17 protein-coding genes are annotated in these 21,964 nt (G+C 53.8%); 5 read left to right on the top strand and 12 right to left on the bottom strand.

All coding sequences use genetic code 11. From position 1 onward, the window contains the following. Positions 1–8: 8 nt before the first annotated feature. Genes Q394_RS0103320 through Q394_RS18955 form a run of 4 tightly spaced genes read right to left on the bottom strand, consistent with a single transcriptional unit; the run spans position 9 to position 3,999 of the window. Positions 9–869, bottom strand: coding sequence for a D-hexose-6-phosphate mutarotase (locus Q394_RS0103320; protein ID WP_245606725.1), 861 nt, complete (start codon positions 867–869; stop codon positions 9–11). A gap of 35 nt (positions 870–904) precedes the next feature. Continuing rightward, complete coding sequence (locus Q394_RS18965; protein WP_051542704.1) at positions 905–3,157, bottom strand: heavy metal translocating P-type ATPase; 2,253 nt, start codon at positions 3,155–3,157, stop codon at positions 905–907. Between the two features lie 4 nt (positions 3,158–3,161). Further along, a complete protein-coding gene (locus tag Q394_RS18960) occupies positions 3,162–3,362 on the bottom strand; it encodes a heavy-metal-associated domain-containing protein (protein ID WP_038140335.1) in 201 nt (66 codons plus the stop codon). Positions 3,363–3,375: 13 nt separating this feature from the next. Next, positions 3,376–3,999, bottom strand: a complete 624-nt coding sequence (locus Q394_RS18955; RefSeq protein WP_051542700.1) for a DUF4395 domain-containing protein — start codon at positions 3,997–3,999, stop codon at positions 3,376–3,378. A 195-nt stretch (positions 4,000–4,194) separates the two neighbouring features. Here Q394_RS18955 and Q394_RS0103295 point away from each other — a divergent pair, with 195 nt between their 5' ends. Genes Q394_RS0103295 through Q394_RS0103285 form a run of 3 tightly spaced genes read left to right on the top strand, consistent with a single transcriptional unit; the run spans position 4,195 to position 7,530 of the window. Beyond that, positions 4,195–5,679, top strand: coding sequence for a GTPase (locus Q394_RS0103295; RefSeq protein ID WP_028488021.1), 1,485 nt, complete (start codon positions 4,195–4,197; stop codon positions 5,677–5,679). Then, positions 5,612–7,021, top strand: a complete 1,410-nt coding sequence (locus Q394_RS18950; protein ID WP_245606724.1) for a GTP-binding protein — start codon at positions 5,612–5,614, stop codon at positions 7,019–7,021. Before Q394_RS0103295 ends, Q394_RS18950 begins: the two co-directional genes overlap by 68 nt. A 17-nt stretch (positions 7,022–7,038) precedes the next feature. Then, entirely contained in the window at positions 7,039–7,530 is a 492-nt protein-coding gene (locus Q394_RS0103285) for a DUF3465 domain-containing protein (RefSeq protein ID WP_028488020.1), read from the top strand. A gap of 75 nt (positions 7,531–7,605) precedes the next feature. Here Q394_RS0103285 and Q394_RS18945 read toward each other — a convergent pair whose 3' ends face one another. From Q394_RS18945 to Q394_RS21265, 3 genes are all read right to left on the bottom strand, one after another. Next, on the bottom strand, positions 7,606–8,289 hold the full coding sequence (locus tag Q394_RS18945) for a polysaccharide biosynthesis/export family protein (protein ID WP_051542697.1): 684 nt from the start codon (positions 8,287–8,289) through the stop codon (positions 7,606–7,608). 184 nt (positions 8,290–8,473) lie between these two features. Next, the gene (gene galE, locus Q394_RS0103275; RefSeq protein WP_028488019.1) at positions 8,474–9,505 is read right to left on the bottom strand and encodes a UDP-glucose 4-epimerase GalE; all 1,032 of its coding nucleotides are present in this window, start codon (positions 9,503–9,505) and stop codon (positions 8,474–8,476) included. Between the two features lie 67 nt (positions 9,506–9,572). Further along, positions 9,573–10,064: a ComEA family DNA-binding protein gene (locus Q394_RS21265; protein ID WP_051542694.1), complete on the bottom strand. Its 492-nt coding sequence runs from the start codon at positions 10,062–10,064 to the stop codon at positions 9,573–9,575. Positions 10,065–10,180: 116 nt separating this feature from the next. On the opposite strand from Q394_RS21265, the gene Q394_RS0103265 reads away from it, so the two are divergent. Next, a complete protein-coding gene (locus Q394_RS0103265; protein WP_028488018.1) occupies positions 10,181–10,825 on the top strand; it encodes a Cj0371 family chemotaxis-regulating polar lipoprotein in 645 nt (214 codons plus the stop codon). A 3-nt stretch (positions 10,826–10,828) separates the two neighbouring features. Next, the gene (locus Q394_RS0103260) at positions 10,829–12,007 is read left to right on the top strand and encodes a glutathionylspermidine synthase family protein (protein WP_028488017.1); all 1,179 of its coding nucleotides are present in this window, start codon (positions 10,829–10,831) and stop codon (positions 12,005–12,007) included. Here Q394_RS0103260 and Q394_RS18935 read toward each other — a convergent pair. The 5 genes from Q394_RS18935 to guaB form a co-directional block, all read right to left on the bottom strand. Further along, entirely contained in the window at positions 11,976–16,124 is a 4,149-nt protein-coding gene (locus Q394_RS18935; protein ID WP_038140332.1) for a heme-copper oxidase family protein, read from the bottom strand. The genes Q394_RS0103260 and Q394_RS18935 overlap by 32 nt on opposite strands. A 44-nt stretch (positions 16,125–16,168) precedes the next feature. Then, positions 16,169–17,857 (bottom strand): AAA family ATPase, encoded by a 1,689-nt coding sequence (locus tag Q394_RS0103250; protein WP_028488016.1) that lies wholly within the window; start codon positions 17,855–17,857, stop codon positions 16,169–16,171. A gap of 23 nt (positions 17,858–17,880) precedes the next feature. Next, on the bottom strand, positions 17,881–18,606 hold the full coding sequence (locus Q394_RS18930) for a formylglycine-generating enzyme family protein (protein ID WP_245606723.1): 726 nt from the start codon (positions 18,604–18,606) through the stop codon (positions 17,881–17,883). 255 nt (positions 18,607–18,861) lie between these two features. Beyond that, a complete protein-coding gene (gene guaA, locus Q394_RS0103240) occupies positions 18,862–20,439 on the bottom strand; it encodes a glutamine-hydrolyzing GMP synthase (protein WP_028488015.1) in 1,578 nt (525 codons plus the stop codon). 57 nt (positions 20,440–20,496) lie between these two features. Beyond that, positions 20,497–21,957 carry an IMP dehydrogenase gene (gene guaB / locus Q394_RS0103235; RefSeq protein ID WP_028488014.1) on the bottom strand — a complete coding sequence of 487 codons (1,461 nt, stop codon included), beginning with the start codon at positions 21,955–21,957 and terminating at the stop codon, positions 20,497–20,499. Positions 21,958–21,964: the final 7 nt, after the last annotated feature.

Genomic DNA, 21,964 nt, shown 5'->3' with positions numbered 1-21,964 from the left:
GGGTAGGATTATACCCCGTATTCCGCCACCAAACGGAATTCCCCGCCTGCCGGAACGTTTACCACGTCGTCCGCCGCATTGGTGGTTTCGACGCAAACGAAACGGGTGTAATCGTCATCCTGCAAATCTGCCATGCCTGCCGCGATTTTTGCCCACGGGTTCCACACCACGGCGGTTTTGTTGCCGCTGGAAGTGATACGGATGGTACGGTTCTGTGCACCATCGACAATCGCCAATTCTGCCGGAACGCCAAGGTAAATGCGGTCAACTTCGCTGTTGATGCTGATTGCGCCAGTTTGCTGCTTGGTTGCACCGTTACCGTCAGCGGCTTTGTCGAGGTATTGCGTCCCTTCCAGCCCGGTGACAGTCGTTTTGGCAATATCGCCCACGGCAAAATAGGTGTGCAGTGCTTGGGTAATAGTGAACGCCTGATCGCCGGTATTCTGCGTGACCAATGCCAACTGCAAGGTTTTACCGACAGTAATTTCCATGGCCAACTTGAACGCATGAGGCCAGATTGCCAGCGTTTCCGGGGAAGACGCCACGCCCAGCGTCACGGTGGTGGAACCGTCGGCATTTTCGCTGCTGCCCCACACTTCCCACATCCGGTTACGCATGAAACCGTGTGCTGGGCGGCCTTTGCCTTCTGGGTCAGCGCCAAACCACGGCCAGCAAATCGGTACGCCGCCCTTGATCGCCTTGCCTGCTGCGTAATAAGCATTGTCGCTGACAAACAATACATCCGCCGCACCTTTGAGCTGGAAAGACAGCACTTGCCCAGCGTATACCGAAATCACGGCATTGGCATGGTCATTGCTAACGTTGATAAAGGGCAAACCGCCGTTGCCTTCTACATGGGTAATGGTCATGGTGCATTCCTGTTTATGGTTTAAATCGGCGCCAATCATACCGTATCACCCAGCGAAGGTGCAGCCGTGCGAAGCTTTGCTTTAGCCAAACGATTGGCATTGGTGACAACCGTGACGGAAGACAACGCCATCGCCGCCCCGGCAATCATCGGGTTCAGCAACAACCCCATGAAGGGATACAGCACCCCTGCTGCTATCGGAATACCCAACGAGTTGTAGACGAATGCACCCAACAGGTTCTGCCAAATCGTGCGGTTGGTGGCCTTGGAGATGGCAATCGCATCCGCAATCCCGCGCAGGGATGATCCCATCAGGGTAATGTCGGCGGCGGCAATCGCCACATCCGTGCCTGCCCCGATGGCGATGCCGATGTCTGCCCGCGCCAGTGCCGGGGCATCATTCACCCCATCACCCACCATCGCAACGCGGTGGCCTTGCTGTTGCAAGTCCGCAATGACCTGTGACTTGTCGGCGGGCAGCACGTCGGCGTGCAGCGTGAGAATACCAACCTGTTGCGCAATGTGTTCCGCCACTTCCCGACGGTCGCCGGTCAGCATAATGACATTCAGCCCTTGAGCTTGCAGGCGTTGAATGCTGGATTTTGCATCATCCTTGATGGCATCCGCAATGCCGAGCAGCATCAGGATTTGCTGTGAATCGGCCAGAAACACCGGGGTTTGGCCTTGCGCATCCAGCGCGTGCAAGCGGGCTTGCCAAGGTTCCAGCGCCAAATGTTGCTGCTGCATCAGGCGGGTATTACCGATGAAATACGTTTGCCCGTCGACCGTCGCTTGCACACCGTGCCCGGCGATGGCGTTGAAGTCCTTAACTGGCAAATCCTGCAAACCTTTGCCCTTGGCGGCGGCACGAATGGTTTCGCCCAAGGGATGTTCCGAACCACGTTCCAGACTGGCGGCCATTTGCAGTAAACGTTCAGCATCCTGCCCGTCCGCCACGTAGGTCGTGTTGAGGCTAGGCTTGCCTTGGGTAATGGTGCCGGTTTTATCCAGCACGATGGTGTCCAGTTTGGCGGCCTGTTGCAACGCATCACCGTTACGGATCAGGATACCGGACTGCGCCGCCCGCCCGACCCCGGCAATGATCGAAATCGGCGTAGCCAAACCCAGCGCACACGGGCAAGCAATCACCAGCACCGTCATGGACGTGACTAGCGCGTAACTCAAGGAAGGTTCCGGCCCCAGCCAGTACCACAGCATGAAGGTAAGGATGGCGATGGAAACCACCACCGGCACAAACACCGAAGCCACTTTATCCACCAGCCGCGCAATCGCCGGTTTGGAACTTTGCGCTTGGCGGATCATGTCGATGATTTGCGCCAACACCGTATCCGCGCCGATATGACTGACCTGCATCAGAAAGCTGCCGGAACCGTTCATCGTGCCACCCGTAACGCTGTCGCCCGCCACTTTGGCAACCGGCACGGATTCGCCAGTGAGCATGGATTCATCCACATACGACTGGCCTTCCAGCAGCTTGCCGTCCAACGGAATGGTTTCGCCCGCCCGCACCCGCAGGGTTTCTTCCAGCCCCACCTCTTCCAACGGCAAATCCAGATCTTCGCCGTTGCGGATAACGTGGGCAATCGGCGGTTGCAGTTTCATCAAGCTTTTAATCGCGGCAGACGTGCGCCCCCGCGCCCGCATTTCCAGCGCATTACCAACACTGACCAAGGCGATGATCACCAGCGCGGCCTCGAAGTAAGCGTGCCGCGCCAGCGAGGGGACAACCGTCGGGAACAGCACCACCAACATCGAGTAAAACCAAGCCGTGCCCGTGCCGAGCGCGATCAGCGTATCCATATTGCTGCTGCGGTGCTTGAGTTGCTGCCATGCGCCTTTGTAGAAATGCCCGCCGGAATAGACCATCACCACCAGCGTCACCAGCCCGGCAATCAGCCAAAACCAGCGACCTGCACCCTCAATACCGGGCAGGAAACCCGGAATCATGCCCGCCAGCATCAGGAAAGCCCCCGGAACCCCGGCAACCCACACCCGTTTCCACAAGTGTTGGTATTGCTGCTGTTCGTGCGCTTCCTTTTCAGCTTCGGCGGCACGGCCTTGCATGACGGCGGCGGTGAAACCGGCATCTTTGACGGCTTTTACTACAGCGGCAGGGTCAACATCGCCCGTGACCATCGCAGTGCGTTCCGCCAGGTTGACGTTGGCTTGAGTGACACCGGCAACCGCTTGCAGGGCTTTTTCGACCGCGCCGACGCACCCGGCACACATCATGCCAGTGACGGAAAGGCGGATGGTGGGTGCTGACATGGCCTTAATCGCTTTGCAGGCTAGTGGGATAACCGGCTGCACTCAGGGTGTCGATAACCTGTTGAGCCTCAACGCTACCTTCGACTTCGGCACTGGCGGAGGCCAGATCAACCGTGGCTTTGGTAACACCCTCCAATGCTTCCAGCTTGGACTGCACGTTGCTGACGCAACCGCCGCACATCATTTTTTCAACTTTGAATTTCATAGTTATCTCCGTTTCAGGTTTGAATCCAGTTATTGTACAGCGCGGTTCCGGCGACACCTAACGCCACTACCGCGATGATGGCTTGCACCCAATTGATCATTTGAATGGGTTCTTTCACCCTGATTTCACACACACCACCGGGGCAATGCCTGGCTTTTGCGCGGTTGAACAGATTGTAGATACTACAGCCAATGCAAATACCAAAGGCGGCCTCACTGAAAAGCAAGGTTAAACAGGCGAGGCAAACGTAGATTTTGAGCGGAGTCATCACTTCCAGCAGGACAACCCAGCGAAACATGACGATGGCGAGAATCAAACCAATGCTCCACGCAAACCGCTTTTGCGCCGCGCCGACGTATTCTGGCTTTTGATGTGATACAAAAAAACGCCCCACAATCAGGCTAGGTGCATATTTGGGGTTAATCAAAACGCGGATAAAGAAATCCACCAAAAAAAAGATAATAAAAATACTGGTGTAGCGGAAATCCATCGTTCGATACGCATACAAAAATGACATAAACGCACACACAAACAGCAGACCGGCTGCGGCACGTGCTTCACGCTCATTCAACACTCGCACGTCGTAACCAGCGACGACCTCTCCAAAGTGGAAATATTTATTTATTTGCTCTTTCATGTTTTTTTATCCAGTAGCATAGGCCAAGCTATGATCATGCGTTTACGCAAAAACATCGACCCTAGCAGAAGCATCTTGCACGTGCAAAAGGTACGATGCGCACAACGGATTTGGAGAACCCAGCAGACCCTGATATTCTCGCCATAATTGATAAAACCATCGTCAACGCAAGGAACTGGAAGAACCTTACCAACCATGAAGATTACCCAACGCTTACGCTGGCTACTGGCAGGCGGCATGTTGCTGCTGACACTGTTATTCCTGTTATTCCTGTTTTTTGCCACCAAGAACTTTCTCGATCTCTGGGATCGCCTGCAACAGTTACCGATATGGCTGTTTTACACTTATAGCGCCCTGATTGTGGCGGTGGTGTTATTCAGCGGCTGGGTTATTGTTAAGCTTGTCTTTGGTGGTCCAAGCGCAAAAACCATTCCCCGTCAGCCGCCCAAACCTGTCACTGAAGCCAACCTGACTCAAGAAATCGAGCAGATCAAAACGGCAGGCATGGATACCGCCAACCTGCAAGTCGAACTTGACCGCCTACATGCACGCAAAGCCGCTGGACAAGTACATATCGCGTTTTTCGGTGATGTTAGCACGGGAAAATCCTCCATTATCAAGGCATTGCTACCAGAGGCAGGGGTTGAAATCAACCTACGGGGTGGCTCTACCCGCGACATCCGCGAATACACTTGGCAGACCATTGCAGGCGATGACCTGATGTTGACCGACCTACCAGGACGCAACGAAGCCGAAGGCACACTGGATGCCGCTGCACGCGATGAAGCTATCCGCGCCCAAATCGTAGTCTATGTCACGGATTCCGATCTGACCCGCAGCCAATATCAGGACGTACTAGAACTCGCCGCGTTTGGTAAGCCCATGTTGATCGCCATCAACAAACGTGACCAATACACAAAAGAAGAACAAACACAGCTCGCCCAACGCATCCGCTCACGTTTCGGTGAAGTTGCATCACCCAATATTGTATTCATTCAGTCTGGTGGTGTAGAAGAAATTCTCCGCATTTACCCCGACGGGCGCGAAGAAATGGTGCAACGCCCCCGCAAAATGGACATTTCTGCACTATCCACCCATTTGCAAACCGAAATTGACCAACGTCTGGAATGGCTTTCGCAGCAACGCGATACCAGCGTACTGAATTTGGTACAAGAAAAGCTTGATACCACTCGAGACGATTACCGCCGCTCACAAGCTGAAAAAATCGTGCGTAGCTCTACGCATAAAGCCATACTGGGTGCACTGGCTTCTGTCAGCCCAGGTACTGATTTGGTGATTCAGGGTGTCATCGGCACACGCATGATTCAAGAATTATGCAAACTGTACGATAGCCCAATCAGTACGCTCGACATTGATCAGTTTTTAAATTTCAGTCAGGGACAACTGAAAAAAAGCATTCCGCTACTCATGGCCGTTGCTGGCAATGGTTTAAAAGCCTTTCCCGGCATTGGTACAGTTGCGGGAGGCTTAGTACATGCCGTCGCTTACGGGCTAATTTTTGATGCGCTCGGTCATGCCGTCGCCCATACACTCGAACAACGTGGCACGCTCAAAGTAGCACCTGCCGCAGCAACATTTCAGGAGATGCTCAGTGGAAATCTGGAAGAACGTACAAAAACATTTGCCAGATTGGTTATTGAACAGTATCGGGGCAAGTAAGGAAGAAGCGACTGTACCAGCGGAGACAACCTCTGCTTCTACAACGGGCGATACACATTTACAGCTCGCCACCGAAAGTTTACGCCAGTTACTTGATGACAAACGCATTCCCGACGATATTCGTGAGAGCCTGCGTGACGATTACACTCAGGTACGAGGAATGCTTGATAAGCTAGAACACGGGCATTTACACCTTGCTGTATTTGGGCGTGTGAGTGTTGGCAAATCATCCTTACTCAATGCCTTGCTGGGTAAATCGGTTTTCAGTGTCAGCGTTCTGCATGGTGAAACCCGCAGTGTCAATATGCAGCAATGGCAGGAATACAGTGACGGTGGTATTTTCCTCATCGATACTCCCGGCATCAATGAGATAGACGGCGAATCCCGCGAAAAAATGGCACATGAAGTCGCCAATCGTGCTGACTTAGTATTGTTCGTGGTGGATGGCGACCTGACAGATGTTGAGTTTCAAGCACTTAAAACCGTCACCAGCACACATCGCCCTACCCTGTTAATCGTCAATAAAGTTGATCGTTATACAGAGAAAGAACAACAACAGTTACGTAGTATTATGCGTACCCGTACCCAAGGCCTGATTGCCCCGGAAAATCTGGTGTTCACGACAGCTCAAGCTCACCGTCAAACGGTCATTTATGTGGATGAAAATGGCGAAGAGCAGGAAACGGTACGCGAACGACCAATCAATATTAGCGCCCTTAAAACCCGTTTGTGGGATATTGTCGAAGCAGAAGGCAAAACCCTTTCCGCTCTCAATGCCTCCCTGTTTGCTGGACATCTCAGCAAGGAAGTGGGACAACGTATTCTTGCGATTAAACGCGAACTCGGCGAAAAAACCATCCGCATGTATTGCCTTGGTAAAGGTGTTGCTGTCGCTCTTAACCCCATTCCCGTTGCCGACCTGCTCGCTGCCGCAGCAATTGATGCCAGCATGATCATTCACCTGTCAAAACTGTACGGGTTGCCCATTTCTCGCAATGAAGCCAGTGAGTTGATCCGTACCATACTGGGGCAAATGCTATTGCTGGCAGGTACAGTGTGGGCGGTGCATCTGGTTTCTGCTGCTCTAAAACTCGGTACGGGTGGTATTTCCACTATCCTAACAGGGGCTGCTCAAGGGGCTGTCGCGTGGTATAGCACCCTGGTCGTTGGCCGAGTGGCTGAAGAATGGCTGGCAAATGGTAAATCATGGGGTGATTCTGGACCCAAGCTCACCGTAGCGCGGATTCTAGAGTCGCTGGATCGAGATTCGGTACTCACCGAAGCACGCGAAGAAATTCTCACCTATTTGCACAAAACGGCTAAGAATAATCCCAGCACCTGATAAAACAACAGTAACCCATGCAACAAAAACTTATGAAAGGGCTAGTCTTCCTAGCCAGTGCTGCCATCTTGGCGCTTTATCAATACTATCAAGCGCCAAATAATTCGCAAAGCGCTCGATCGTCAACAGCCGTTGCAGCAGAAACCCGTACCAGCACAGGCGGCAGCAATGACTATCGCCAAGCCATTGATCAAATTAGCCGTTCACAAAACGACCCGAATGCTAAGTTTTGGACAACGGTACAAGGCAAGGTTGTCAAAGTGCTGCAAGATGACCGCGACGGCAGCCAACATCAACGTTTCCTGCTGGCACTGACCCCCGACATCACCTTGCTGGTGGCGCACAATATTGACCTTGCCCAGCGCATTCCGGTTCAGGAAGGGGGAGCGGCTATCGTCAGCGGCGAATACGTGTGGAATAACCGAGGTGGCGTGCTGCACTGGACACACCATGATCCTAAAGGCCGCCGAGGTGGCTGGATCGAATACGCAGGCAAGCGTTACGACTAAAGCGAATGAACCCATGCAAAAAGGGCGACTGAAACCAGCCGCCCTAAAACTATTTACCCGTGAGAGTACTAATACTTACTGAAACAAAGTGAAGGGTGACAGTAAACCACCTACACCACCGTAATCCTGTACTGCTTCTTTGGTTACGGATGTATGCACTTGAATTTTATCACCTGCAATCACAACCGGGTCAGCCACTTTACCCATTTCAACTTCAGACAACAGCACCGTATAAGGCTTGCCGTTGCGGAAGACAGTGACATTATCCTTAACGGCCAAACGGCTTAAACCTTGAGCCAAAGCAATTGCTTGCGTCAGCGTAGTATCACCTGCTAATGGGTAAACACCCGGCGTATTGACTGCACCGGAAACGGTAATTTTGCTTGCCGTGGCTTCTTTCACTAATACATTCACTTGTGGATTATGCATGTAATCCTTTTCCAGACGGGCAGCAATCTGCTGTTCCAACTGGCTGGCTGACATCCCTTGCGCATGTACCGTTCCAATCAACGCTAAGGTAATATTGCCGTTATCATCAACACGTACTTCTTTAGAAAGATCTGGCACTTTAAAGACATCAATTTCCAGCAAATCCTGCGGTGCAATCCGGTCACTGCCTGATGTACCTGTTGGTAAACTGGCTGATGCCACACTCGCTGTAGAACCGGGCAACGCCGCATGTTGAGGAATATTATTGGAACAAGCTGATAGAATCATTGCAGCCAGAAACGGAAATGCTAATTTCCAAGTCATTTTCATGGGGGATCTCCCTGATAATATTTTTAACAATTTAGTGGGATAAGGGGTTAGCCTTCTTCGTATGAAATACTAAATGCCCTGCCAATTGTTCACGACTCCCGATCGTCTAAACGTAAACAATATGCAGACAACAGGACTATAGACCAAGTTGACACCCTCTATCGCTATTTATATAGCACAAGCATTAATTATATCCCTGTGGGTTATGCTTCTGCCAGTGCCACGTGTCCTGACACATTTCCACTAGATTTTTCTCGGCTTTCCAGTGAATCAATTGCTCTGCCAAAGCAGGATCAGCGTAACAACAAGCAATATCACCAGCACGCCGCGCGACAATACGGTAAGGCACCTCACGCCCACTCGCTTCTGCAAAGGCTTTCACCATATCCAGCACCGAATAGCCTTGCCCAGTACCAAGGTTAATCAGTAGCAGGTTAGGCACATCCCCACGCAGAAAAGCTTCCAGCGCTTTCACATGACCTTTTGCCAGATCCACCACGTGAATATAATCACGCACGCCCGTACCATCCTGTGTCGGGTAATCACCGCCAAACACGGACAGGTATTCATACTGCCCCACGGCAACACGAGCAATGTAGGGCATCAAGTTATTGGGGACACCTTGCGGGTCTTCGCCAATCTTGCCGCTTTCATGTGCCCCAACCGGATTAAAATAACGCAACAAAGCAATCTTCCAAGCAGGGTCTGCCTTATAAAGGTCGCCGAGCATTTCCTCAATCATCAGCTTAGAACGCCCATACGGGTTGGTTGCAGACAGCGGGAAATGTTCCTGAATCGGGGTGGTATGCGGGTCGCCATACACCGTGGCAGAGGAGCTGAATACAATATTCCTGACCCCATGCCGCTGCATCGCCTGCAATAGCGACACTGTGCCTGCAACATTGTTGTCGTAATATTCCAGTGGTTTTTCGACAGACTCACCCACCGCTTTCAAACCGGCGAAATGGATGACGCTATAAATAGCCTGTTCCTTAAAAATCCTATCGAGCAGCACCGGGTCACGAATATCGCCTTCGTAAAATGGAATGCTGGCTTGCCCGCTAATCTCGGCGACTCGGCGCAATGATTCCGGCGAACTGTTACACAGATTATCCAGCACCACCACCTGAAAGCCTGCTGCCAGCAGTTCCACGCAGGTATGCGAACCGATATAACCCGCCCCGCCAGTGACTAGAATTTTTTTAGTTGTTTGCATGCTTACCCTCATGAATGGATAGGCGTGAGCACTATTACTACGCCTATCTTAGGATAACAAAAATCAATCAGGATTTATCTGCTTTGACTTCGGCTTTATTAGATACTTTATCGGTTACTACTGCGGCATCAGCTTTTTTATCAGCCGTCTCTTCTTTTACAGCAGCTTTCTCATCCTTCACCTCAACTGTAGCGCTTGCTGCTGCATCAGTAGTCGCCTTATCGGCAGGCTTATCAGCAACATCCACTACCTTTTCGACATCTTTTTCCGCTACTGGTTCAGCAGACTGAGTTGTACCGTCTGTCAGGGCAATATTTTCCTTAATCTTATCAAACATTTTATCGCCAATACCCGGTACTTCTTTTAGCTCTTCCAATGCCTTGAACTCACCGTGTTGAGTACGATAAGCAATAATAGCTTCGGCTTTCTTCGCGCCGATACCTTCTAAAGAATCCAACGCGGCAACATCCGCAGTGTTGATATTGATGGCTTCTGCCATCACTAAAGGTGATACAAATAAGGAAGCCAATAGGGATGTAATGGCAATTATTTTTTTCATTGCAGACTCTCTTAAAATTTCATTTATTGTTAGGGTTTGTGCGTGCACCCGTGAATTATCGCGGTAAACTGCACATTCCACAGCTTTTCCAGACAATCGGCATGAGACCCATTAACATGAGCAAACCTTACATCAAACGCATTTTTTCTTATTCAATGGTAGGTAGCCTTGGGTTAACCATTCTTACCAGCCTGCAAGGTTGTGGCGGTGATCAGCCCCCTACGCCCCCACCGCCCAACAACCTTTCAGACGCCGCAAAAAGCGAAGGTATGCTGATGATTATCCAGCAAACTGGCGCTAACCCCGACACCTACGAGCTGAAAGAAAAATACCCCGCAAGCGAAACCCGCGCCATTCTCAAAGACCTGAACGGCAACGAGCGCATCCTGACGGCCGCAGAACTAAAAACAATGGCGGAGGCAGAAGCCAAAAGAGTTGAAGACGGCGCCTCCAAACTGGCACAGCCCATAGCCGAAAATCAGGGATTGAGTCTGGGTGAAACCATTCTCGCATCCGCTGCTGGCGCTTTACTAGGCGGCATGATTGCCAACAAGCTGATGGGCAACTCCAATTACCAACAACACCAGCAACAACAAGCCAGCCGGGCGCAAACCTCCATCAGTCGCCCCAAAAGTGGTGGCATGGATACCCGCGCGGTCAACCCGAATCAAGGCCAACAACCCAAATCGGGCTTTTTCGGCAACAACAGCGGCACATCCAACCCCAGCAACCGTTCCGGCACCAACGCATTCGGTGGTTAAATCATGATTCAACTGGAAAAAGTACAACCCATCAGCCCTGCATTGATGGAAGAAGTGGGCATGACCTGGCATACCGATCTCGACGGCCAGCCCTATATCGCCGATGAAATCGTGCAAGTCACCGAAGCCGAAACAGAAGCCTATTACACCGCCGCCAATGCACTCTACGACATGTACGTGGAAGCAGCCCAGCACGTCATCGACAACGACCTGTTTCTGGCGCTCGATATTCCCTACAACCTCATCGACCCGATCAGGCGTAGTTGGGAAAACGACCACCGTCACCTTTACGGACGCTTCGATTTTGCGGGTGGTGTCGACGGCCTGCCGATCAAGCTGATTGAATTCAATGCCGACACCCCGACCAGCCTGTTTGAAACGGCCATCGTGCAATGGGCACTGCTCAAAGCCAACGGCATGAACGAAGCCGCACAATTCAACACGGTGTACGACAGCCTCGTGAAAAACTTCCAGCGTTTGGTCACAGGCGAGGCAGACCCGCAAACGTTCGGTGATGCCTACAACTACCAGAACATCCTGTTTTCCAGCATCCGCGACCTGCCGGAAGACGAACGCACCGTGCGCTTCCTGCAACAAATGGCGAATGATGCGGGTTTCCAGACCGATTTTTGTTACATGGATGAAGTGGGCTTCCTGGAACAAGAAGGCATTTTCAACCCTGCCGGAACGCGCTTCGACTACTGGTTCAAGCTCTACCCGTGGGAAGACATTGCCCTGCAAACCGACGGCATCAACGGCATTCTCGATGACATCACCCGCAATACCGATACAGTAATCCTCAACCCGGCCTACACCCTGCTGTTCCAGAGCAAGGGCATGATGAAAGTGCTGTACGACTTGTTCCCGGATTCGCCCTACCTGCTGGAAACCCGCACCGAAGTCTTGCAAGGCAAAAAACAGGTCGCGAAAAAAATGTTCGGGCGTGAAGGTGCCAACACCGTCATTTACGACGCGGCTGGCAATATCATCAAGTCAATCCCCGGCGAATACGACCGCTACCGCACCATTTATCAAGCATTCGCCGACTACCCGCAAGATGCGCAAGGGCGCAGCTATCAAGCAGGCGTGTTCTTTGCGTGGGAAGCCTGTGGACTAGGCTTCCGACGCGGCGGCGAGATCCTCGATAATCTCAGTAAGTTTGTGGCGCATCGGGTGGTGTAGGCGCTGGGGGAGGCGTGGTTTTCTCTTCCGTCTGCCACAACCCACCGTGGTTGATGGCAGCCCAACCCCAACGTAACCAACCCAACAACGCCACCGCCAGCCACAATGCCCAAGCCAGCATCAGCAAACGGTAATACAAAATCGGCACGCTGATGACGCCCGGCTGCGGCAATACACCCGCGACCCGATCTTGATACCACTGCAACTGTTGCGCCCACGAGCCGTTGCCCACAATCTGCATATTCGGCGAACCCAACAAGCCTTTGGCCACCGCCCCCACTAACGTTACCAGCGCAATCAACGTCAAAAATGCCAGCCCTACCTGCATCGCATTAAATTGCCAAGTCGGACGTTTCCATCCCTCCAGCGAAAGTTTGCCGCGCATCGCCAAAGCAATCAGCCAGAACGCCATCAGCACCATCAAAAACGACGTGCTTTGGCTCAAACCAATGCCCAGCAAAAACCACTGCCAGCTTTTCAGCGGGGTAAGGCGCGACCGCCCCAAGCCAATCGACAACACCAGTAAGACCACCAACATGCCCCAGAACAGCACCGCAGGCCCCAGCAAGGGTCCGTGTGTCCACAAAATCCAGCGGTCTTCCGGCAGTTGTAACGTCGCTTCGCTGTTCACGCTCGGCAAGCCCAAATCCACGGCAGGGAAGGTGTAATGCAAGGGCATTGCGCCACTTTCCTGCCATTCCAGCACGGCTTCCTGTTTGCGCGGCAAGAGCGGCAACACGACTTTGCCTTGCTGCTGCTGAATCGCCTGTTTGGTGCCGTCAATCGTCAGGCTTTGCACCACCGTGCCTTCCGGCAGGCTGATGCTGTGTTGCGAACCCCGGCTACTTTGTAGATTCAGGCGCAAGGTCACGTCACGGGCGCGTTTGCCAACTTCCACCTGTGTCTGGCTGGCGAGCAGGGTGACGGTTTGCCCTTCTACCCCACTGGGGCGATTGATCGCTAAAGTGAGCTTTTCACCTGCCCACGGTTTCCATAGCAACGAGCCTTGCGCGTCGGCTTCTTCGTAGGCATTGACGGGCAAGCCACTCGCTTCAACATGCCAGACCGGGCTGGCGGCGACCCGCCATTCTTCCAGCCACGCATTGTTCTGGCTGGCGGTAAGCTGGAGTTGTTCGGCCTGTGGCAGGCGCGAAGTCCATTCCAGCGTGTCCTGTTGTGGCTTGAGGTTGATTTGTACCGCATTGTCCTTGATGGTGAATTGCTCACTCAACGGCTGTTCGCCCGGCAGCAAGGGAATCGACAAACTGATCGGTGCGGCACTGTCGGACACGCGGCTGACCGTGGTGGTCACATACCAGTCCAGCCCCAAATCAAGCCGCCGCCCGATTTTAACGAAGGCGGGTAAATTCGGCATATCCTGCAAATTGGCTTCGCTGGTGGTCGCGGCGGTGCGGTTGAGCTGTAACTGGTCTTCGGGCACGCCGTTATCGCGGATGCCGTTCACTTGCCAGCCTTCGCCCTGCCAGGTCACCCGGTGCGGCTTGAGCGGCAAAGGCAAGGCCACGCTGCTACGGGTCGGCAAGCTGCCTTGCAACACCACATCGTGCTGACCTTGCGCCAATACCACCCACAATTGCTGGGCAGCATCGCGGCGCAGCGCTTGGGTCGGGGTATTATCGACCAGCACCGTGGTCGGCAACCAAGTGCTTTGGCTTACCGGCAAAGGTACTGCGACTTGCGTTGCAGCATGTACCCGCAAGCGTACTGCCAAACCATCGTTACCCAGCGTCAGGTTCATTTGTTCGATTTGCGCACAGTCCGGCACGCAATCTGGCGCACGCAGCAAGCGTTCCTGCAAGGTTTGTAATAGCTCAGGTTCAGGGGTTACAGGCATAGGCGTTTCTGCCCAAGCGGGTTGTGGCACTGCCAAGACCCACGGTACGGCTACCAGCAACAGCCCTGTTGACCACCAGCGACCGGGTTGCCGCACGGTTTGCCACAAGCCTTGCAGATTGCCGGACAGCAAGGCCAAACGCGCCGCCAGTACCAATAAAATCAGCACACCCAGCACTTTCAGCAAGGAATGCACCAGCGGCGACAATAACCATAAGCCCATGCGCTCATCGGGCTGAATCACGCCTGACCATTCCAGTTGCACCTGTTGCCATTGCCAGGTGGGCAGGCCGGGGCCGGTCTGGATCATGCTGTTGGGGTCAATATCGCGCAGGTTGGCTTGCTGCTTGGCATTGCGGGGCGCATTGTAAGAGCCAGAACTGAGAGTAGACAAACCACTTTCCAGTTTATCGGCAGCATACTCCCCTCTGGATTTCATCATGGGTGCTGGTGCTGCTGCTGGCATAGGCATATCCGCTGCTGGGGCTGCCTCTTCTACAGCGGGAGCAACGACAGCCACATTAGCCTGCTGATAACTCATCACCTGTCCACCACCGCCCTGCAACTGTGGGTAAAGTGCGGTGCGCACCGTGTCGATGGTATACGGCAACACGATCAGTACCAATATCAGCAAACTCAGCCAGCGGTAACGCCCCAGCCAAGACTGAATGGCTCCGGCAGGTACCGAACGCAATAACGCCGTCACCGCCAGCAAATTCAACCAGATGAAACGCGGTGCAGCAGGCTGATGCCATGTCAACAACAAGGCAAGCCCCGCAACACTGCCCCATTGCCAGCCATACAAATAACCCGTGGCGACTGTCACCAAGAGCACCAGAAACAAGTCCAGCAAACTCCATTGTTGCAACCATGTCATCGGCAGATTATCCGTACCACTCGCGGCAAACAGCAACCAGCCGGGCGGCAAATGCAGGGTGGTGTTCACTTGTTGCAATTCCTGTTGCCAACCGCTGACGGGTGGGCTGGAACGGTCGGCGACATAGCGGCTATCGGCTTCCAACGACAAGGCACGCTGGCGCACTTCCACACCATCCGCCTGCCCTTGCGCTTGTTGGGTAATCAATTGCGGTGTGCCGTCAATGCTGACCCTGCCCAAACGGATGTCGGGCAAGACTTCCAGCCGTGACTGTTGCGCCAGCGTGCCGTTCAATTGGTCTTGCAGGGTGTAACCCTTGCCGTCGAAATCCAGCCACAACTGGCGCTTCAAGCTGACTTGTGCGGGGCTGGATGCCATGCCGCGATGTTGTTCTGCGAGGCTCATATTGCTGCCAGTGGTCATCAAGTAAGCGGGGAATCGTGCCCATTCTTCCGGCAAGCGAGTCTGGCTGGGGTCGACGCTGTTGACGCCTTCGACTTGCACTTGACGCATACTCGCATCGGCTTCAAATACCCAGACCTCTTCGCTCGGCCACGGTGCTGCACTGGCGGGCAAGGCTAAACTGGTGAGGTTGGCGGGGGAACGCCCGGTGAGTTTGAGCGTCCATTCGCCGGGGCGCAGTTGCACTTGCAGCTTGCCATCCTGCCCCATGCGCGTGGGTAAGGGGCTATCCAGATGCAGCGGGATGAAACCGTCCAGCAATACCGGGGCGAATTCGGCCTGACGCTGCTTGCCCGCGACGCGGAGCTGGAGCGTGGTGGTGACTTCGAGCGGGTGTGAATCCAGCACTTTGCGGAAGACTTGTACTTCGAGGCCGTCTTCGCTGGCTTCCTGCGGGCTGCGGCTTAACCACAAACTGCCTGCGGTATTGAATTCGGGGGTGGTAATGGCCGTGCCGTTGACGCTTAATTGCACCAAGCCGGTGGCGGGCGCGACGAACAGGGCTTCGGGCAGTTTGTCCCACACGAATTGCCCGCTAATGTCATGGCTGCCTGCGGCGAGGGTCACGACCGGGTAGCTATCGCTGGCGGTGACGATCAGCGGGGTAGTGTCGGCGTTGCTGACTTGTTGCGGCCAGTGTTGCGCATCACCGGGCAGGCGGATTTGGGTTTCGCCGTACACTTCCCAATGTTGGGTGAACGTGCCGCCGGTGCTGGTGAGTTGTAAATCCAGTTTGCCCGGCCAGGCGCATTGGCGTTCTGCGGCGTTGTAGAGGTAGGGGCAGGCGAGGTCTTTGTGACCATCCAACACCCAGCCGACCCACGGTTTGAGGGGTTCGGGTACTTGGTCGGGGGAAAGCGGGTTGGCGTGTGCGCTGGTGAGCAATAACAGCCAAAGCAGCAGGAGGCGCGGGAGGTATAACATGGCAGTGCCCTTGGATTTATTTATTATTGGGGATTATACCTCTATCACTTTAGTTTCACTACCTCCACCCGCACACCATCGCTAATCATTAGCCACGCGCTGAGTTTGGGCAAGACGGCAATATCAGGTAGTTGTAAATAGCCCTGCACTTGCGTAATCCCCGCTTGGCGCTTGGCTTCCCAGCCAGTTACGCCGTCGGATTGTTTGCTGTATTTCAGTTCGATTAAATGCTGGTGATCCACCACAATCGGGCTGCGCTCCAACAGTAAAATATCGGGGTATTTGCGGTTCATTTCCCGCTCGCTTTGGATGAAATACACCGAAGTTTGATACAGCAAAGTGAGCAACAAAACTTTGACGTGCTTTTCATCCATCCCCATCGCATCGCGGTTGGAGAGCAATTGTAGCGCCCGCTCCATTTCGGTGATCAAGGGCTGCATGTCGTCCTGCAAGGCCAGTGCTTGAACAGCCAACGCAATAGCCTGGTTGGAAATCGTCATTTGGTTACGGCGTTCCAGTTCCACTTTGAAATACTGGAAGTACAATTCCTGTATCACGTAATTGGGAATGCTGAACGCTTCGCCCGCCAAGGTTTTGCGTTGCAACGACACAAAACCCATATACCCCAACAAACTGATGAAATCGTCGCGGTCAAAGCCTTTTTCAAAGTCGAATTTGCGGCGCTGTTGCGCTGTCACCTCACCACTTGTTATCAGCTCATCCAACACGGCGAAGTTTGTGTCACGGTTGCCTATGCTGAACATGCCAAGAATTTTGCCGTAATCAGAGGCGATATTTTCATCCAGCATGGGGTCTGGATAAGCACAATGTTTCAGGCGGAAGTTTTTGATGAAATACAGCACCATATTGGCGTTGTACACCGTGTCAGCGTCGGGAGCAAAGCGGTAGCCGTTGTACCAGCGGGTGATGTCCGACAACAGGGCATCAGGCTCAAGGTTGCACGCCTCCACTAAGGGCTGGAGCAAGGCAGCCACTTCTGTTTTGGTGAACCCGATGGCTTCGTTGAAATCTTCGTGTAGCGAAAGGTTCTCGCCAATATTGAAACCACTGGTCATGCTGTCGAGCATGATGGGCGTAACACCTGTGATGTATAAACGGTCTAACGTACCCCGTTGGGTGGCAGTTTTGAGGGTTTCGTAGAAGCTGCGCACGAAGCCACCTTTGCCGACGACACGCTGGAACAGACTCATGTCAGCCGCCAGCAGGGTATTGGCGAAATGGTCGTATTCGTCGATCAGCAGCAGGATTTTCTGCCCGCTCATGACTTCAAAAAAATATTCCATTTTGGCAGCGGGCGAGGTTTTTAGCTCAATTGTCGCCCCCAGCGCTTCTGCATAACCGTAGCGGCGCAGGAAACCTTGCAAGCTGGTGGTGATTTTTTCATTAAACCGCTGGTGAATACGCGCTTCACCCTCCCCTGTGTCGATGCCGCTGAATTCCATGAACAGCACTTGGTAGCTGTTTTTGAGGGGGGTGGGGTGTTTGCCGAGGTACAGATTGCCGAACAGTGTCTCGAAGTCAGCCGCGTGCTGGGTGTCGTAGTAATATTCCATCGCGGACAGCAGCAGGCTTTTGCCGAAGCGGCGTGGGCGTAACAGAATAATGTGGCGGCCGCTGTCTTCCAACTTGGCGATGTAGTCGGTTTTGTCTACGTAGGCGTAGCCATCAGTGATGACTTGTTTGAAATTGCTCAGGCCGTAGGGGATTTTCATCGGGTACTCGTGAGGTTGCACGTTTATGGAGGAAGTTTAGCACAAGGCCGCTCCCGGCACTGCTGGGCTGGCTGTAGCTCAAGACCTAGGGCAAACCGCAAGCCTAAGCGGCCGTCGCGGTTAGCGGGATCGTCCCTGCTACGGATGGCAGAACGCACGTTCCTGCCGTTGTTGTTCCACGAACCGCCGCGAACGACGCGTCCGACGCCTGCTTTATCGCCTCCGGCGATACCCTCCGGGTCTATAACCGGCGAAGCCGGTAATTTTTCTTGCCACACATCCTGACACCATTCCCACACGTTACCGTGCATTTCGTATAAGCCCCAAGCGTTGCAAGGGTAAGTTTTAACGTCAGCCGTTGATTTTTTAGCGCCCTCACCCCATTCGTTTTCCTTGTAGTCCCATGTTCCCCGGTAATTCACGTTGTCCAGCGTCAATTCTTCACCGAAGTTGAAGGGGGTTTGTGTTCCCGCTCGGCAAGCGTATTCCCATTCGGCTTCCCACGGCAGGCGCACGCTTAAATCGGGGTGGATTTGGTTGAGTTTGTCGAGAAAGGTTTGAGCATCGTCCCAGCTTACGGTTTCGACTGGACGGTTATCGCCTTTAAAGTGGCGGGGGTTTGCACCCATGATGGTTTGCCACAAGACTTGGGTGACGGTGGTTTCGGCGAGCCAGAAGCCGTGAGTGAGGGTAACTCGGTGCAAAGTTTCATCTCCCCAACGACCTTTTTCATCTGTGGGTGAACCCATGTCGAATTCGCCGGGTGGAATCCAGCGGAAGGCGTGGCGCACGTCTTTGTAGGTGAAGGCTTGCCAGAGGCCGTAGCGGTCTTCGCCCCAGTCGGATGCCCAAGCGTAGGGGAAGGTGGGGGGGAGAGGTGGTTGCGGTAGGTCATGAGAAGACCCTCACCCCAACCCCTCTCCCAGAGGTAGAGGGGCTAAGAGAAGATGTGGATTCTTACTCCCCCTCTACCTCCGGGAGAGGGGGCTGGGGGGTGAGGGTCTTCACTCCCACTCAATCGTAGCCGGTGGCTTCCCGGAAATATCATAAACCACCCGAGAAACCCCGCGTATTTCATTGATAATTCGACGAGAAAGCAGATCCAACAACTCATACGGCAAATGCGCCCAACGCGCCGTCATGAAGTCAATCGTCTCCACCGCCCGCAACGCAATCACGTAATCATAACGGCGACCATCGCCCGTCACACCCACCGATTTCACCGGCAAAAACACCGCAAATGCCTGCGAAGTCTTGTCATACAAGTCATGCTTGCGCAGTTCTTCAATGAAGATGTGGTCAGCCAGACGCAGCAAATCCGCGTATTCCTTCTTCACTTCGCCCAGAATCCGCACACCCAAACCGGGGCCGGGGAACGGGTGGCGATACACCATTTCTGGCGGCAAACCGAGTTCCACACCCATCACGCGCACTTCGTCCTTGAACAATTCGCGTAACGGCTCGACCAGCCCCAGCTTCATGTTTTCCGGCAAGCCACCCACGTTATGGTGCGACTTGATCAAATGCGCCTTGCCGGTTTTCGCGCCCGCTGACTCGATCACATCCGGGTAAATCGTGCCTTGCGCCAACCATTTCGCATTGGTCAGTTTGGAAGACTCCTCATCGAAAATATCAATGAACAACCCGCCAATGATTTTGCGCTTCTTCTCCGGGTCAGTGACGCCCGCAAGGGCTGACAGGAAACGCTCCTCCGCATCCACACGGATGACTTTTACCCCCATGTGTTCGGCGAACATGGCCATCACCTGATCGCCTTCGCGGTAACGCAACAGGCCAGTATCCACGAACACGCAGGTCAATTGCGTACCAATCGCCTTGTGCAATAACGCCGCAACCACCGACGAATCCACCCCGCCAGACAAGCCTAGCACCACTTCATCCGAACCGACTTTTTCGCGCACCAGACGGATATTTTCGTCGATGATATTCGCCGTCGTCCACAAACCTGCGCAGCCGCAAATGCCCTGCACAAAACGTTGCAAAATGCGCTTGCCTTGCTTGGTATGGGTCACTTCCGGGTGGAATTGCAGCGCGTAGAAATGCCGTGACTCATCCGCCATCCCCGCAATCGGCGCGGAATCAGTGCTCGCCATCAGCGTAAAACCGTCCGGCAACGTGATAACTTTATCGCCGTGCGACATCCACACATCCAGCAAGCCAAAGCCATCCGGGGAAACGTGGTCTTCGATTTCGCGCAATAATTCGGTGTGACCACGCGCCCGTACTTGCGCGTAGCCAAATTCGCAATGGTCAGAGGTTTCCACCGTGCCACCGAGTTGCACCGCCATGGTTTGCATCCCGTAGCAAATGCCCAGCACCGGCACGCCCAGCGTGAACACATTAGCCGGGGCTTTCGGCGACTCATTGCCCGTCACAGACTCAGGGCCACCGGAAAGGATAATGCCCTTAGCACCGAAGTCGGCGACGGCTTGCGCCTCCACATCCCACGGGTAAATTTCGCAGTAGACGCCCACTTCGCGCACCCGCCGCGCAATCAACTGGGTATATTGCGAACCGAAATCAAGGATCAATACACGATCCGCATGAATATTCTGTGTCATAAAAACTCTCTTGCTCCCCTCGCCCCTTGAGGGAGAGGGGTTGGGGGTGAGGGGTACTTACACCCGGTAGTTTGGCGATTCTTTGGTAATGGCCACGTCATGGACATGGGATTCACGCATACCTGCGCTGGAAATACGCACGAATTGCGGCTTGGTGCGCATTTCTTCCATATCCTTGCAGCCCACGTAACCCATGCTGGAACGTACCCCACCCATCATCTGGTGGATAATCGGTGCCAGTGGACCTTTGTAAGGCACACGGCCTTCGATACCTTCCGGCACCAATTTGTCAGCAGCGTTTTCAGAGCCGTCCTGGAAGTAACGGTCGCTGGAACCTTTCGCCATCGCGCCCAAAGACCCCATGCCACGGTAAGATTTGTAAGAACGCCCCTGGAACAATTCCACTTCGCCCGGCGCTTCTTCCGTGCCCGCGAACATGCCGCCCAACATCACAGTATGCGCACCCGCTGCCAAAGCTTTGGCAATGTCGCCGGAATAACGGATACCGCCGTCAGCGATCAAAGGTACGCCTGTACCTTCCAGCGCTTTCGAGACGTTCATGACCGCAGAGATTTGCGGCACGCCTACGCCCGCGACGATACGGGTGGTGCAAATAGAACCGGGGCCGATGCCGACTTTCACCGCATCCGCACCCGCTGCAACCAGCGCCAGCGCTGCTTCGCCCGTGGCAATATTGCCGCCAATGACTTGCACTTGTGGGAAGTTTTGCTTTACCCATGACACGCGATCCAAGACGCCTTGGGAATGCCCGTGCGCGGTATCGACGATAATCACGTCCACGCCTGCTTCGACCAGCGCACGTACCCGGTCTTCTGTGCCATAGCCTACACCGACGGCTGCACCGACCAGCAATTGACCTTGGTCATCCTTACAGGCATTCGGGAAATCGGTGGATTTCTGGATGTCTTTTACCGTGATCAAGCCACGTAACTGGAATTTGTCATTGATCACCAGCACTTTTTCAATACGGTGCGTGTGCAGCAATTTGCGGATTTGCCCTTTGCTTGCGCCCTCTTCCACCGTCACCAAACGCTCTTTCGGCGTCATGATCGTGCTGACAGGCTCATCCAGCTTGGTTTCAAAGCGCAGGTCACGTCCGGTAACGATACCAACCAAATCTTCACCAATCACCACTGGAACGCCAGAAATGTTGTTGGCACGGGTCAAGGCCAACACGTCACGGATGGTAGCATCAGGTCCAACGGTTATCGGGTTTTTGATAATGCCACTTTCGTATTTTTTTACGGTACGCACCTGGTCAGCTTGCGCCTGAATGCTCATGTTTTTATGGAGGATGCCCATCCCCCCTTCCTGGGCGAGTGCAATCGCCAAACGGGCTTCTGTTACCGTATCCATCGCTGCTGACAGCAATGGAATATTCAAGGTAATCTCGCGAGTCAGGGGAGTCCGCAAATTGGCATCAGCGGGCAAAACGGTGGAATGGGCTGGAATCAAGAGAACGTCATCGAAGGTAAGAGCTTCCTGAAGGATACGCATGGGGCTT

It is taken from the genome of Thiothrix lacustris DSM 21227 (assembly GCF_000621325.1).
Classification (GTDB): Bacteria; Pseudomonadota; Gammaproteobacteria; order Thiotrichales; family Thiotrichaceae; genus Thiothrix; species Thiothrix lacustris.
Note: the sequence above shows the minus strand (reverse complement) of the source record. Positions and strands in the feature narration are given on the sequence as shown.

What these genes read in the sequence shown, in the direction of transcription:
- Q394_RS0103320 (WP_245606725.1), bottom strand. Translation starts at nt 869, where the DNA reads ATGACCATTACCCATGTAGAAGGCAACGGCGGTTTGCCCTTTATCAAC.
- Q394_RS18965 (WP_051542704.1), bottom strand. Translation starts at nt 3,157, where the DNA reads ATGTCAGCACCCACCATCCGCCTTTCCGTCACTGGCATGATGTGTGCC.
- Q394_RS18960 (WP_038140335.1), bottom strand. Translation starts at nt 3,362, where the DNA reads ATGAAATTCAAAGTTGAAAAAATGATGTGCGGCGGTTGCGTCAGCAAC.
- Q394_RS18955 (WP_051542700.1), bottom strand. Translation starts at nt 3,999, where the DNA reads ATGAAAGAGCAAATAAATAAATATTTCCACTTTGGAGAGGTCGTCGCT.
- Q394_RS0103295 (WP_028488021.1), top strand. Translation starts at nt 4,195, where the DNA reads ATGAAGATTACCCAACGCTTACGCTGGCTACTGGCAGGCGGCATGTTG.
- Q394_RS0103285 (WP_028488020.1), top strand. Translation starts at nt 7,039, where the DNA reads ATGCAACAAAAACTTATGAAAGGGCTAGTCTTCCTAGCCAGTGCTGCC.
- Q394_RS18945 (WP_051542697.1), bottom strand. Translation starts at nt 8,289, where the DNA reads ATGAAAATGACTTGGAAATTAGCATTTCCGTTTCTGGCTGCAATGATT.
- galE (WP_028488019.1), bottom strand. Translation starts at nt 9,505, where the DNA reads ATGCAAACAACTAAAAAAATTCTAGTCACTGGCGGGGCGGGTTATATC.
- Q394_RS21265 (WP_051542694.1), bottom strand. Translation starts at nt 10,064, where the DNA reads ATGAAAAAAATAATTGCCATTACATCCCTATTGGCTTCCTTATTTGTA.
- Q394_RS0103265 (WP_028488018.1), top strand. Translation starts at nt 10,181, where the DNA reads ATGAGCAAACCTTACATCAAACGCATTTTTTCTTATTCAATGGTAGGT.
- Q394_RS0103260 (WP_028488017.1), top strand. Translation starts at nt 10,829, where the DNA reads ATGATTCAACTGGAAAAAGTACAACCCATCAGCCCTGCATTGATGGAA.
- Q394_RS18935 (WP_038140332.1), bottom strand. Translation starts at nt 16,124, where the DNA reads ATGTTATACCTCCCGCGCCTCCTGCTGCTTTGGCTGTTATTGCTCACC.
- Q394_RS0103250 (WP_028488016.1), bottom strand. Translation starts at nt 17,857, where the DNA reads ATGAAAATCCCCTACGGCCTGAGCAATTTCAAACAAGTCATCACTGAT.
- Q394_RS18930 (WP_245606723.1), bottom strand. Translation starts at nt 18,606, where the DNA reads ATGGGTTCACCCACAGATGAAAAAGGTCGTTGGGGAGATGAAACTTTG.
- guaA (WP_028488015.1), bottom strand. Translation starts at nt 20,439, where the DNA reads ATGACACAGAATATTCATGCGGATCGTGTATTGATCCTTGATTTCGGT.
- guaB (WP_028488014.1), bottom strand. Translation starts at nt 21,957, where the DNA reads ATGCGTATCCTTCAGGAAGCTCTTACCTTCGATGACGTTCTCTTGATT.